The organism is Micromonospora sp. NPDC005163 (genome assembly GCF_053599835.1).
Genome location: NZ_JBSFYP010000052.1, coordinates 34,545 through 47,940 on the forward strand (window position 1 = coordinate 34,545; position 13,396 = coordinate 47,940).

Consider the following 13,396-nt stretch of genomic DNA (forward strand, 5'->3'; position numbering starts at 1 on the left):
TACCCGGGAAACGGCGCCGGCACACATCCGCCTGTGCCCGTCATTGCGGAACCGCAGCTTCCGCAATCGTCGATAGCGTGGCCGCAGAACCCATCGACGAGGGGACACCTGATGAGCCTGCGAGGATTCGCCACACTCAACATCTGGGCGGACGACGTGGCAGCGGCGACGGCCTGGTACGCGGAGTTCCTGGGCATCGAGGCCTACTTCCTGCGGGCCGGCCCCGACGGACGCCCCGCCTACACCGAGTTCCGCATCGGCGACTACCAGGCAGAGCTGGGCATCATCGACCGCAGGTACGCGCCGCCTGGCACGACCGGGCCCGGCGGCGCCGTCATGCACTGGCACGTCGACGACCTGCACGCCACCGTCGAGCGACTGCTGGCGATGGGCGCGACGGAGTACCAGCCGATCACACCGCACGGGGACGAGGGGTTCGTCACGGCCGCGGTCGTCGACCCGTTCGGCAACGTGCTGGGCGTCATGAACAACCCGCACTACCTCGACGTCCTCTCGTCCAGGAAGCCGGCGTGACGTGGACGTGCTCGACTTTGCCGACGCCATGGCATGGGAGTCCTGGCTCGCCGCGCAGCACGACGTGCGGGGCGAGGCGTGGCTGCGGATCGCCAAGCGGCACTCGGGGCTCCCCTCGATCACCATCGTGGACGCGCTCGACGTGGCCCTCTGCCACGGCTGGATCGACGGTCAGCGCAGGGGCCTCGACGACGTGTCGTTCCTCCAGCGGTACTCGCGCCGCCGGCCACGGAGCTCGTGGTCGCAGGTCAACGTGGCGAAGGTCGAGGCACTGACGGCGGCCGGGCGGATGCGGCCCGCGGGCCTCGCGGAGGTCGCCGCCGCCAAGGCGGACGGACGGTGGGAGGCAGCGTACGAGCCACAGCGCACCGCCGCCGTCCCGCCCGATCTCACCGCCGCGCTGGCCGGCGAACCCCGTGCGACCGCCGCCTTCGAACGGCTCGGCCGCTCCGCCCGGTACGCCGTGATCCTGCCGCTGCTCAAGGCTCGCACCCCGGAGACTCGGGCGAAGGTCCTGGCTCAGGCGATCGCGCGGCTGGCGGCTCAGGAGTAGGCCGTGTGGCTTCCCCGGGGATGTCAGTGGTCCCTGATATCACTGCGGTGACGCGGGATACCGGTTGGCGGAGGAGACGTTCGTGGACACTCGGAAGTTGGCCCAGCGGTGGGCCCGGACCTGGACCGAAGCCTGGCCGATCCGGGACGTCGAGGCGATCGCCGCCCTGCAGAGCGAGGACGGCGACCACTGGGCCTCGATGTTTCGCCCGTACGGCGGGCGTTCTGGGCTTCGGACCTACCTGAAGGAGTGCTTCGCCGAGGAGACCCGCCCTGCGGAGGTGTGGTTCGCCGAACCGCAGGTCGACGGTGACGTGGCTGCCGTGGAGTACTGGTCCGTGATCTACGTCAATGGTCAACCGACGACCATCTCCGGCTGCACGGTGTTGCGCTTCGACGAAGTCGGGTTGGTGGCGGAGGCTCGCGACTACTCGCACGTCAAGGAGGGTCACCACGCACCGCCCGCCGGCCTGTTCGGGGCAGCCCCTGCCGTTTAGTCCGGCTCGTCCCCATCCACCGCCCGCCTGACCAGCTCTGCCGCTTCCTCGGTGTCCAGCCCGCTGGCGATGAGCAGCTCATGTGCGGCCGTCCGAAACTCACCGACGGCGATCAGCCCGGAGTAACCCAACCGGTGGGTGTGCGGGCGGTCGAAGTCCGACGACCGTCCCTGCGCCCGCCCGGCCAGCTCGACGGCCCGCAGGATCTGCCCGCGCGAACGGTGGGGCTCGTCGTCGGCGCGAATCGTGCACCTCAGGGCCTGCGCGCGGTCGGCCAGCAGGTCGATGGCCGCCGGCAGCTCCTCAGGTATGGGTTCATCGTCCTTCAGGGCTGTCGTGAGTCGCCGTGCGACGGACCGGCTGCTGTGCAGGCTGCGCTCCAGATGCCGGACGGCCTGGGTATAGAAGGCCAGGGAAGTGCGGTCGCGCCAGCGTAGTGGCGCTAATCGCACCACCTCCTGGGCGGCGGCGAGCCCCTCGTCCAGCGCGTTCGGCCGGGAGTCGAGGTTCCGCAACCGGCGCAGGCTTCCCTGGGCCTCATCAAGATCACGGGCGCGTACCGCGCCTGCCAGGTCGTGCAAGGCCGCCATCCCCGGATCGAGGACCGGTTCGGCCAGCCGCTGCACCGTCCGTTGCGGGTGGATGGGCACCAACAGCAGACCAACGGCCAGCCCGATCAGCCCCCCGACCGCGGCGTCGACGAAGCGGGGGATGGACAGTTCACGCACCGGCGGCTCCAGGGTGGCGATGAGCACCGCGGTACCGCCGGCCTGGGTGAGCAATGAGCCACCGCCCTTGAGCAGATGGCGACGACGATCGCCAGCACGACGACCACCCCGGTCTGCCAGGGCCCGATGCCGAACAGCGGCATGAGCGTGTCAACGACGGCGAGCCCGAGGATCAACCCGGCCAGCAGCTCGATCGTGCGCCGCAGGCGTGTTCCCATCGCGGCGGCCACGATGCCGACCGCCGTGGTCGGCGCGAAGAGCGGGCTCGAATTGCCCAGGAACCGGTACGCCACGAACCAGGCGATCGCCGCCGCGATGCCGGCCTGCAGGGCGAGCAGACCGAACAGGCGTAACCGCCAGACGCGGGCGCGTACCAACTGCTGCCCCCGCTCCCGCAGGCGAGCGAACGTCCGGCCAGCACGCGACCGCCCGTTCGGTGCCGGGTCGACGTCGGCTGTCGGCTCCTGGTTCGCGGCACGCGCGCCGTCTACCCACCGCGCACGAACCTATCCGGCGTACAGGGGCGGTCCGGTGGTCCTGCGACGCCTTCCTGGTACCTGGCGCCGGATCTTAGGCTGCCCAGGTGGAGGGCCAGCCGGCAAAGACAGCATTTGACGTTGATCGGTACGAGCGTCGCGTCCGCGACGGCCCCTGCTTTGTCTGTGCCCTCGTGGCGGGCCATCCCGACTATCGGCACCACGTCGTCTACGAGGACGACACCGTCATCGCCTTCCTCGCTCGCGACCCGACGTTGCTCGGTTACTGCCTCGTCGCGCCGAGGCAGCACATCGAGAGCTGGGTACGGGACGTGCCACAGGAGGACTTCCTCCGCTTCCAGGGCATCGTGTACGCAGTCGCCACAGCGCTCGCCGCGACACTGCCCACGGAGCGGATGTACTCCCTGAGCCTCGGCAGCCAACAGGGCAACGCGCACCTTCACTGGCACCTCGCGCCGCTGCCCCCGGGCGTGCCCTACCACCAGCAGCAGTTCCACGCCCTCATGGCCGAGAATGGCATCCTCGAAATCGACGACAAGGCGCAGGCAGCCCTCGCTCGAGACATCCGCCGACACCTCAGTGCCTGAGGTCGGTACCAGCTCGGCCGCGGCCGGGCCTGTCCCCGCACGGCCGTCCGGTACGACATGCCACCGGCAGCGCGGGACGAGCCCACGCCGCTCAGCCGCACCGCCGCCAGGCTCACCAGCCCGCACCGTAGGACCAGCCCGCGATTGGACACCTGCAACGGCCGGGCAGGGCAGGGCAGGGCGGTATGTATCGACAATTGCTGTTAAGATCACCGGGCACGCGCCCCGAGTGTTCATAAGATCCGGTGGATATCATGTTCCCTGACGGCCAGGATCCGTACGCGCTTCTCGGCGTGACACGCGAATCGTCGGTCGCGGAGATTCGGGAGCGCTACCTCGTTCTCGCGCAGATCTGGCATCCGGACAGGCATCAGTCGAGCCCTGCAAAGGTCCGGGAGGAAGTCACCCGGCAAATGCAGCAGCTCAACGCGGCGTACAAGCAGCTGACAGCTGTCCACACCGGCGCCCGTCAGGACCGCGAGCGTCAGACCCGGGAACGCCAGGACCGCGCGCGCGACACCCGCGAACGCCAGGACCGCGAACGCCAGAAGCGCGAGAGTCAGAAGCGCGAGGGCCAGAAGCGCGAGGGCCAGAAGCGCGAACGCGAAGCCCGCGAACGTGAGGACCGGGAACGCGAGACGCGCGAACGCGAAAATCCCAGAGCACAGTGGACGCACCCGGGATTCCCGGCGGGCCAGTTGGACACCTCAACGAATCCGCGTTCAACTATTCACCCGATTGCCATCACACTTCGATCCGGCGAAAGGGGATACACGCTTCGCGCACACCTCGACGACCAACAGACCGACGCGGCATTCCTCGGCGCCCAGAGTCGCCTGCTCCTATTCAGATCCGCAGAGTCCATGCGTAAGTATGTGGCCAGGACCGACGCCCATGAATTGGCCACCATCAAGGGGTGGGACAGCTTCCTGGACGGTATGGGCACAACTGCGACGGAGCCTGACGATGAACACAGCTTCAACTTCGACCTCATCTCCTACAGCCTGAGGTTTCCGCCTGCGCAGTGGGTCCCGACATTGTTCATCGCCAACCGTGATCTCATTCGAGAGGTCTCGGAGGCGTTCGAGCTCGACGATGTGCTGAAGCAGCTGGCCGTGGGTTCGCCCCTGGACTACCTCGACGACCTGTTTCGTGTCGTTGACAGGCCAGTCGTCGGCTGGGGCGCCCGTCGCCAACTTGCGTCCCTCCAGGTCGGGCGGTTCAGCGGTGTGTGGCGGGGAGCGATCGGCGGAATTGAAGAGCGCGTCCAATGGCTACGTTGAACTGACCGAAGGTCCCGGCCCACGGGGCGAACGTCATCCTGCGGCCCATGCCTGCCCCTCCCGACGTTGCGCAGATCTTGGCTACCGCCCTTCCGCGCGGGCGGGACAGTTGGCATGGAGCCCGATACCTCTGAGGCATACATATGACTCTGAGGTATAACGCGCACTGTCGACCGCGCTCCGGGCCCCGCCTCGTCAGAACAATCGACTGAGGCTCGGCTGCCCGCACCCGCCGACCCCTGGCGGATCGCCGGGTCCCAACCCGCCGGGAACGGGCTGCTGAGGCTCGCCCGTTCGCCCACTCTCAGATCGCACGGACGTTCGTGGTCAGGTTGGCAGGCGCTCGCTGAGCCTGGGGCGGGGTGATGGCGCGTACGAGTGACACCGCTGCCGTCACTCACCCGAAACGACATCTGGGCACCCACCCGTGAGGGCGAATGCCCAGATTATTGCTGGTGCGCCGCCAGGGACTCGAACCCCGAACCCGCGGATTAAGAGGCACACTCCGAGTCACGGCCAGCCTGTCATCACCCCGGCCAATGAGACAGCCAGGATGCGGCCTGGTCGGGCGTCGCGCGCCTCGGTTGCTGTCACCTACCTCGCCCGCTTGAGAGGCCTCACGGCGTCCCGCCACAGCATGCCCGCCATCGCCTGCCGACGGGCGACGTCACGCGGCATCAACCCGCCCGCGTATAGCATCGCCATTCCTATGAACCCGAGGACCACGGCTGGAAGCAATACGACCGCCATGCAGGCGGCCAGCACCGTCGTCAGCAGCGGAACCTGAACAAGCGTCGATGCCGCCGTCAGCCCGCCCAACACCAGCGCGACCGGCTGGCAGCGGAAGGCCAGCACGAGGAGCCAGTACGCCCGGGTGCGACGCAGCGGCACAGCCTTCCTTTGCGCCACGCCCACGACCCACCTCCTTCGCCAGAGCACGGGTGGACGATCAGTATGCGGTGCCGCGGAATCCGGCGTACAGGTCGACTCGTCCGTCGCCCACCAGCTCAGCCGCCGTTGCATGGTGCCTGACCTGGTGTTTCTATGGGTGCTGCTGGTCGTTCACGGTCATCTTTGGTCGGCGCTTGACGGCCCGCCGACGGCCCAGACGGCCCATAGACGGCCCGGCGACCAGACGCCAGCCTCAATGAGGTGATTTCATTCGATCATGACGTCGCCTCTACGCCGTGCCGCCTACCGGCTCTACGCCCGCCGCCTCCGTACGCAGCTCGACGGTAAGTCGCTGCCACGGCACGTAGCAATGGTGATGGACGGGAACCGCAGGTGGGCCAGGCAGGCGGGCTTCGATGACCCCCGGGTGGGCCACCGATACGGCGCAGAACACATCCACGAGGTACTGGGCTGGTGCGCCGAGATGGGCATCCATCACGTCACCCTGTTTGTCGCCTCCGTTGACAACATGCGTAAGCGGGCATCCGAAGAGGTGGAGAACCTGATGCGGATGATTGAGGAGGTCGTCGCGGAGCCGCTCCTCCGCCCGACCAACCCCTGGCAGCTGCACTTGGCCGGTCGCGCGGACGTCCTACCCGACTCGACACGCCACGCCCTGAAACTCGCGGAAGACGCCACCCGTGAACGCGGTGCCGACTTCCACCTCACCGTCGCCATCGGCTACGACGGCCGCGAGGAGATCGTCAGCGCAGTTCGTTCCCTGCTAGAGCAGGAGGCACAAGCTGGCGCCACCCTCGACGACGTCGCACAGCGGCTAACCGCCGACGGTCTCGCGGCGCACCTGTACACCGGCGGTCAACCCGACCCTGATCTGGTCATCCGCACGAGCGGAGAACGTCGCATGTCCGGGTTCCTACTATGGCAGGCCGCCTACTCCGAGTTGTACTTCTGCGACGTGTACTGGCCCGGCTTTCGGAAGATCGATTTCCTCCGTGCCCTGCGCTCCTACTCGGCCCGCAGTCGACGATTCGGAACGTGACAACCGTCAGACGTTGAAGCGGAACTTAGACCCGCCCTCGCGTGACCTGCGGCAGGCTGGCCGGCATGCTGGTCACGTCCCGTCTTGGCTTCATGTCATTGGTCGCTGGTTGCCGACGTTTCACGCTGTCTTGTGCCCCGTGCGTGCCCCGAGCCCGAGGAGTGGTGCTTCCTCCAACGGCGGAAACTCGCGCCGACCATTCCCCCGCCCACCGCACCCAATATCGCCTCGTTGAAGGGGCCTGGCTGCTCGACGTGTCCCAAGGCGACCATGAGCCCAGCCCCTGCCGCCATCGCACCCGCCACCAGCAAGGTGACGCAGAGAACGAGGCGGGCGCGCACCGCGTCAGTAGAGCAGCTACCCCAGCCAAGCGCCAGGCCATGAAGCGGAGGCTTGAACCCTGAACCCCTCCGGTCGTCGTTCGATCATGCGCAATCGGGCGGAACGGCCTACTGATCTGGGGGAACTCTTGCGTTGCCTTACACCGGTTGACAGCCATTGCCGGTGTCATTTGTGCCCGCCGTGTGCCCGATGATCTTTCCAGGACTGCTCGCCGTCGGCAGCCGCGAAGCGGCACGGTAGCCCGTGGGCCGATGCTCGATAGTCGGTCCACCTGCGCGGTCGTCTGCGCCTAACCCTGTAGTGAAGGGCTTCTGTAGCTTCTAAGCCGTGAGCGAGCCAACCCTGCTACAACAGCTGCTGCCCGTAGGAACGCTGCTTCTCGGAGCCGGCATAGCCTCGCTCGGTCGCCGCAATGAGGGTCGGCGGAGGGCCGCCGAACTCCTCGTGGAGATTGACCGCAAGGTCTGGACCAAGGGCGGAAGCGGCCACTGGCTAGACCTACAGGTCTACCTAGGTCAGCTCCAAGTAGCTCTCCGGGGAGCCGGAGTACCTCAGCGGTTGGTTGACGATCTATCCCGCGCCGCCGTGGCGCACTGGGAAGCGGCGGAGCACTCGGGAGATCCCGACATTGGGTGGTACATCCTCGGGGACGAGACCGATCGGCTGCGCTCATCCAAGGGTCGGGTGCTCGACTGGCTCGACCGCCCATGGAAGGTCTTTAGGCGCTGGCGAGCGTTCCGAGCCGTCCCCCAGCACTCAGCTTCGAGGCGTTGACGCTGCGCATAGCACGAGCCCTCACCGGCTGCTCTGAGCCTCCAGCGGTCGGTTCGGTGCGGCACTCCTCGCCGAACGCGCTCACTCCGGCGAGGGTTGACCTCTTTGTCCCGAAGGAACCATCACGCGCCGTCGACCTGTACGGCATGTATGGCTGAGCTGCTGAAACCGTCCGGCGTGGTCCATCAGCGTCCGCCGTGGTCCCTGCCCGTCGTCACTCAGTTCGTCACTCATCGCTGGGTTGACAGGGCTATCTAAGGTCAGACGGTGGAACCACCCTCCGCTATGGCTACCTCATCGTCACCTGCGGGCGTCGAGGTGCGCCCCGTTCCGACAGCTGACAGTCCGGTACCGGCGTTGAGCCTGTGGGGCATCCGCCGGGCAATCTGCTTGGCGATACTTGCCGCGCTGCTTGTCGTGGTCGGACTGATGGGCGGCGCGTTGTGGTATGCGGGGTTCCCGGCGATCAGTCGGGACGGCACAGTGACCGCCCGGACCCTCTTCGACCTGCTGAAGCTGGTCTTCGCGGTGGTGGCAGGCACCGGAGGGGTGGCGGCGCTGCTAGTGGCGTACCGGCGTCAGCGGGTGGCCGAGCACACTAACAAGCTGGCCGAGTTTGCCCACGAGCTTGCCCACTCGGCTGACGTGCGCGCCGAGTTGACCAAGGCGCTCGCGCAGGCAGCCGACGAGCGGGCCCAGGTCGAGACTGACCGGAACGGCGTACGGCTGCTGAATGAACGGTTTGCCAAGGCGTCCGAGCAGCTCGGATCGGACAAAGCCGCGATACGCCTAGCCGGGGTGTACGCGATGGCTGGGCTCGCTGACGACTGGCAGGAGGGCCGTCAAATCTGCATTGACGTGCTCTGTGCCTACCTACGGATGCCGTACACCCCTCCAGAGTTCGAGGGGTGGGAGCCGGACACCGGGTTGGATCCGGACAACTTCGTACCCTCGGAAGATTTTAAGCGAGACGTGCTTGCCTCGCGTCAGGAGCGTGAGGTGCGGCACACGGTTGTCCGCCTCCCCTGTCTGTCAGGGTGAGTTGAGGCCGGCGGCTCATAGCAAGTCCGCCGGACAGGGCGAGTTCAGGATCGAGATTCGTTGAATACTGCTGTTGACGTCGTGGCGGCCCAAGATGGGGTCATGAGTCGTAAGAGGGGTCCTCGTTCGGACGGGCCGCGTTCGCGTCGGTCGTTCACGCCGGGGCAGAAGCTGGAGCTGTTGGCCGGCTATGAGCGGGCCGTCGCGGCCGGGGAGGGTGGGGCGTTCCTGCGGCGGGAGGGCTTGTACTCGTCGTTGATGTCGGAGTGGCGCCGGGCCCGTGACGCGGGTCTGTTGCAGGGTAAGCCAGCCGGGGAGACGGTCGGGAGGCCGTCGGCGGAGCAGGCCGAGATCGCCCGGCTGCGGCGCGAGTTGGAGCAGGCGCAGGCGAAGCTGGCCCGTACCGAGACGGCGTTGACGATCATGGGAAAAGCGCGCGAGCTCTTGGAGGACATCTCCAGGAGCGAGCCGGACGGTCCGGACGTGTTCGGGCTCGGCAGACGCTGATGGCCGCCTACCACGCGTTAACCGGCGCGGGGACCACGACGCGGGACGCGAAGCGGTTGACCGGGATCGCCCGTTGCAGCGCTGAGCGAGACCGGTGCCGGCCGACACCCGCCCCGCCGCACCGGCCGCGGCCGGTGAACGCGCTCACTGCGGCTGAGCGTGAGCGCATCCTGCAGCTGTTGAACAGTGCCGAGTTCATCGACGCCGCTCCGGCGCAGATCTACGCGGCGCTGCTGGACCAAGGCGTGTACGTGGGCTCGATCGCCACGATGTACCGGATCCTGCGCGAGCACCAGCAGGTCAAGGAGCGGCGCCGGCTGGCCCGGCACCCCGCTCGTCGGCGCCCGGAACTGGTCGCCGACGCACCCCGGCAGGTCTACACCTGGGACATCACGAAACTCGCCGGCCCCGTCAAGGGCGTCTACTACGACGCCTACGTCATGATCGACATCTACTCCCGGTACATCGTCGGCGTCCGGGTCCACGCCCGCGAGTCCGGGCCACTTGCGGAGTCGATGATGCGCGCGGTATTCGACGTCCACGGCGTCCCGCACGTGGTCCACGCCGACCGAGGCACCTCGATGACCTCGAAATCCGTCGCCGATCTGCTCGAAGACCTGACGGTGACCCGGTCGCACTCGCGGCCGAAGGTGTCCAACGACAACCCGTACAGCGAAGCCTGGTTCAAGACGCTCAAGTACGCGCCGGTCTTCCCGGACCGCTTCGCGTCCCTGGCTCACGCCCGAGCGTTCATGACCGACTTCGTGACCTGGTACAACCACGTCCACCGGCACTCCGGCATCGGCCTGCACACCCCTGCCGACGTCCACCACGGCCGCCACCACCACGTCCGCGCAGGCCGCCAGGACACCCTGGCCGCAGCCCGCACCGCGCATCCGGAACGGTTCGGCGCACCCCGACCTCTACCCAAGATCCTCGACCTGCCCGACCAGGTCTGGATCAACCAGCCCGACCAGAAAACCGAGCCCGCTCACCAAGCCGCTTAACTCCCGTTGGCCTCAATTCCTTGACACGTTCCGCTCATCGGTGCGCACCTACGCCTCCCGGACGAGTTTTCGACTTCCTGGCGAGGCCACGATTTCGACTTCACCGGCGCCGTCTTTGACGGAGGCGATCTAAGCATGTCAACGTTTGCTGGCGGGCGAGCGTCCTTCACGCGGGCGAGATTTGCTGGCGGGGAGGTGTCGTTCGATGGGGCAACCTTTGGCGGCGCCGGGAGCGTGTTCTTTGACGAAGCGACGTTTGCCGGCGGGAGGGTATCGTTCAATCGGACGACGTTTGCCGGCGGGGAGGTGTCCTTCGATCGCGCGAGTTTCGCCGGTGGGGAAGTGTCCTTCGAGGTGGCCGAGTTTATTGCGGGCTCAGTGTCGTTCACCTCAGCCAAGTTTGAAGATGGTCGCGTGATCTTCGACGGGGCGATCTTCGACCGCCGGGCCGAGGTGAGTCTGAACGAGGGAGAGTTCGCTGGGGGCGTCGTGTCGCTTCGTTGGCCGATGGTCGAGGAAGGTGCGCGATTCAATCTTGCCTGGCTCAGCCGGATGCCCGGAGTGCTGATCGAATCTGTTGAGCGCCAGCCGGTAGCGGAGCGTTGAGCGGGGTACTAAATGACGTGCAACCAGTACGGACTCAGCCATCCCGATGCTCCTATAGGTGTCAAGCCGCGACCTTGACCCCCAGGTAACAATCAGCCCTGGACGACCTGCCCTGATCCCTGCTCACCGCTGGCACGCGCGTCCTTCGTTGTCCGTGGGCGTCCGGGCGCAGTCACCTCGGTCGTCACTCAATTAGTCGCTCGGTGGGTCATCCTCGTCGCCCATGCCAGGTAGCGAGGTACGGCACCAGGGTGGTAACGGATTGCGATCTTGCGTCCCATCTGTGCCCAGCCTTCCCGAGGGCTGCCCACAGATCCCGGAGCACTCGCCCGAGCGGCTGGCTCGTCGGTGGTCACCGGCTCGGTGCAGTGAGGGGCAGCGGGGAGCTTCAACTTTCTGGCAGGCTGCGGTGGTGACCATTAGCTCGCGCAAGGGTGTGCGCATCACCGCAGCAGTGCTCGTCGCGACGCTATGTGGTGCCTGCGGAACAGGTCGCCGAGACGCCGTAGCGGAACCTCCACAAGAGGCGACATCGTCCGCGTCGGCGGCACCGCAGCATGAGAATCGAGCCTCGACACCGGATGGATCCGTCGTGCTGCCATGGGTCGCCGCGGTCGTCGCTCGCGACGACACCTCGATCACCGTGGCCACCGGCATAGACAGTGCAATCTGCGGAGAGCCCACGCGTTCCCCCGAGGCGACGATCACCCATCAGGACGAAACCCAGGTGGTCATTTCGGTGACCACGAGCATCGTGCGAGCAGAGGAAGAAGTATGCGCCACCACCGGTGACGCTGCGCCCGCTTTCGTGTCGCTGCAGAAACCCCTCGGTGACAGAGTTCTGCGCGACGCCACCACCACCCGGCCGCATCCGACCTACTTTCAGCGGGATGTGCCGGACGTCCTTGCAGACAAGCGGTGGGATCCTTCCGGAGGACACCTGCGGCCCGACGAACGCTGGTTTCAGAGCTTTCGCGACCTTGGCGGCACAATGCTGCTCCTCGACGCGCAGCCCACAACCAGGGTGCACCGGCCCGCCACTATCGCCACGGTCCCAATCCGCTCACAGCAAGGCATCATCACTACCTACGGCGCACCAGGCTCTTGGACGGTCTGGTGGGAGCTCGGGCAGGTCACCTACTCCCTGTCGCTTATACCGCCCGAGAGCCACGGCTTCACCCTGAAACAGTTCAAGCAACAACTCGCCGGGCTTAGGTGGAGTTGATCGTGCCACGCTGATAACACCAGGCAGGCATCCTCTCCGCCTAACGCCGTCGAACCTGTGCCATCCCGTCTGCCGTCGACCCGCCCTCTTGGGGAGCTGGCCGCCGCGCGGCCCGCCATGTCAAGCGGACCTTGACGCAGGTTCGGGCGCTGGCGGGCCGGGCGGTGGTCTGCTCGGCTTGCCCAGGTCGATGGCAGGCGGGATGGCCTACCGCAACCATCCACGGATCGTGACCCGCCGACGCAGCCCCGACCATCCTGGAGCCGGAGCGCCCCCGCCGGAGGCGCAGTAGCCGCAACCCCGCGACCGCCGCCAACTCGCCGACGCGGCCGGCGTCCGCTGCCCTGCGCCGCGCGGGGTCACTGGCCGCGCGGCTCGGCCGGCTGCCGGCTCATCACCCCACCGGTCACCACCCTGTCGTTCTGCTGCGGCCCCTTGGGCTTCCGCTCTCCGCGCCAGCCGCCGGGCGTGTTGTCGTGGCCGGAGTCGGAGCGCCAGCGGAGCGACGGACGCGCGCCCAGGCGGCGGCGTGTGCGGCCCGTCCAGGGCCGCCTTGAAGACGTACAGAAACTTTGCACAACATCGCCGGCAGTCCGGCCGGCTTCCTGTCCGCGCTGTCCAAGTCACCAGCCGCGAGGCGCGTCACGAAGCGCGGTCGCAAGCTCGATCATCTGGCGGATGACCGCGTCTGCGCCAACTTGGGTAAGGGCCTCGCTCTTCCCTGGCTTGTTCGCGTAGCCGATGCTGCCGACGCCTGCTGCTTGCGCGGCTTGGATGTCGGTCGTGGAGTCGCCTACGAGGACACACGTCGCTCGCTGGGCCTCATCCCCTTCCAAGGCAAGGTCCAGTAGATGCCTATCCGGCTTGAGTAGTTCCGGGTTCAACCCCTCGTACCGGCCGATGACAGCCTCAAAGGAACCCAGCAAGCTGTGTGACTTCAGGTAAGCCACGACAGCTTCGCGCGAGTTGTTGCTTACGACAATCAGCGTTCTCCCTGTCGCTAGCGCGGACTCGATCACGTCATCGACGCCAGGCGTGGGAATCGCTGTCTTTGCGGCTGCGCACTCAGCGGCACGGAATGCCGCGTCCACCTTGCCGAGCACCGTGGTCGAATACAAGCGGCCAGTGATTCGGAGAACCTGTAGAGGATCCCGCTCGCCGATCAGTGCCGGGGCGACAGGTTGACCCAACTCTTCGAGCAGGTCTACAAGTTCCTGTGCGATTTGAGGTGCAGGATATTCGGCAAAGATGTCGCAGACTGGGCC

At 67.0% G+C, this 13,396-nt stretch carries 14 protein-coding genes; 10 read left to right on the forward strand and 4 right to left on the reverse strand.

The annotated features are described in order from the left end of the window. The first annotated feature begins 111 nt into the window (after positions 1 to 111). The 3 genes from ACWD6N_RS27925 (at position 112) to ACWD6N_RS27935 (ending at position 1,583) form a co-directional block, all read left to right on the forward strand. Positions 112 to 534, forward strand: a complete 423-nt coding sequence (locus tag ACWD6N_RS27925) for a VOC family protein (protein WP_354967053.1) — start codon at positions 112 to 114, stop codon at positions 532 to 534. A gap of 1 nt (position 535) precedes the next feature. Then, a complete protein-coding gene (locus ACWD6N_RS27930; RefSeq protein WP_449938357.1) occupies positions 536 to 1,087 on the forward strand; it encodes a YdeI/OmpD-associated family protein in 552 nt (183 codons plus the stop codon). 82 nt (positions 1,088 to 1,169) lie between these two features. Then, on the forward strand, positions 1,170 to 1,583 hold the full coding sequence (locus ACWD6N_RS27935) for a nuclear transport factor 2 family protein (protein WP_450005292.1): 414 nt from the start codon (positions 1,170 to 1,172) through the stop codon (positions 1,581 to 1,583). Here ACWD6N_RS27935 and ACWD6N_RS27940 read toward each other — a convergent pair. Together ACWD6N_RS27940 and ACWD6N_RS27945 are read right to left on the reverse strand one after the other, a co-directional pair. Then, positions 1,580 to 2,311: a hypothetical protein gene (locus tag ACWD6N_RS27940; RefSeq protein WP_450005293.1), complete on the reverse strand. Its 732-nt coding sequence runs from the start codon at positions 2,309 to 2,311 to the stop codon at positions 1,580 to 1,582. The two genes, ACWD6N_RS27935 and ACWD6N_RS27940, sit on opposite strands and share 4 nt — an antisense overlap. After that, entirely contained in the window at positions 2,260 to 2,688 is a 429-nt protein-coding gene (locus ACWD6N_RS27945) for an FUSC family protein (protein ID WP_450005294.1), read from the reverse strand. The genes ACWD6N_RS27940 and ACWD6N_RS27945 overlap by 52 nt, the downstream gene beginning before the upstream one ends. A gap of 206 nt (positions 2,689 to 2,894) precedes the next feature. On the opposite strand from ACWD6N_RS27945, the gene ACWD6N_RS27950 reads away from it, so the two are divergent. Further along, complete coding sequence (locus ACWD6N_RS27950; protein ID WP_354967059.1) at positions 2,895 to 3,395, forward strand: HIT family protein; 501 nt, start codon at positions 2,895 to 2,897, stop codon at positions 3,393 to 3,395. 254 nt (positions 3,396 to 3,649) lie between these two features. Next, complete coding sequence (locus ACWD6N_RS27955; protein ID WP_450005301.1) at positions 3,650 to 4,678, forward strand: J domain-containing protein; 1,029 nt, start codon at positions 3,650 to 3,652, stop codon at positions 4,676 to 4,678. A 594-nt stretch (positions 4,679 to 5,272) separates the two neighbouring features. On the opposite strand, the gene ACWD6N_RS27960 is transcribed toward ACWD6N_RS27955, so the two are convergent. Continuing rightward, entirely contained in the window at positions 5,273 to 5,593 is a 321-nt protein-coding gene (locus tag ACWD6N_RS27960; RefSeq protein WP_450005295.1) for a hypothetical protein, read from the reverse strand. 253 nt (positions 5,594 to 5,846) lie between these two features. On the opposite strand from ACWD6N_RS27960, the gene uppS reads away from it, so the two are divergent. From uppS to ACWD6N_RS27985, 5 genes are all read left to right on the forward strand, one after another. Then, positions 5,847 to 6,629, forward strand: coding sequence for a polyprenyl diphosphate synthase (gene uppS / locus ACWD6N_RS27965; RefSeq protein ID WP_450005296.1), 783 nt, complete (start codon positions 5,847 to 5,849; stop codon positions 6,627 to 6,629). Between the two features lie 1,473 nt (positions 6,630 to 8,102). Continuing rightward, on the forward strand, positions 8,103 to 8,786 hold the full coding sequence (locus tag ACWD6N_RS27970) for a hypothetical protein (protein WP_450005297.1): 684 nt from the start codon (positions 8,103 to 8,105) through the stop codon (positions 8,784 to 8,786). Between the two features lie 102 nt (positions 8,787 to 8,888). Continuing rightward, positions 8,889 to 10,300 (forward strand): IS3 family transposase gene (locus tag ACWD6N_RS27975; protein WP_450005298.1). Its coding sequence is split into 2 segments (ribosomal slippage): positions 8,889 to 9,222 and positions 9,222 to 10,300, totalling 1,413 coding nucleotides; the frame shifts between segments, so codons are not numbered across the junction. Between the two features lie 36 nt (positions 10,301 to 10,336). After that, a complete protein-coding gene (locus ACWD6N_RS27980; RefSeq protein ID WP_450005302.1) occupies positions 10,337 to 10,906 on the forward strand; it encodes a pentapeptide repeat-containing protein in 570 nt (189 codons plus the stop codon). A 592-nt stretch (positions 10,907 to 11,498) separates the two neighbouring features. Next, positions 11,499 to 12,131, forward strand: a complete 633-nt coding sequence (locus ACWD6N_RS27985; RefSeq protein ID WP_450005299.1) for a hypothetical protein — start codon at positions 11,499 to 11,501, stop codon at positions 12,129 to 12,131. Positions 12,132 to 12,754: 623 nt separating this feature from the next. Here ACWD6N_RS27985 and ACWD6N_RS27990 read toward each other — a convergent pair. Then, positions 12,755 to 13,396 (reverse strand): HAD family hydrolase (locus ACWD6N_RS27990; protein ID WP_450005300.1); only part of this gene is annotated, 642 nt, incomplete at its 5' end.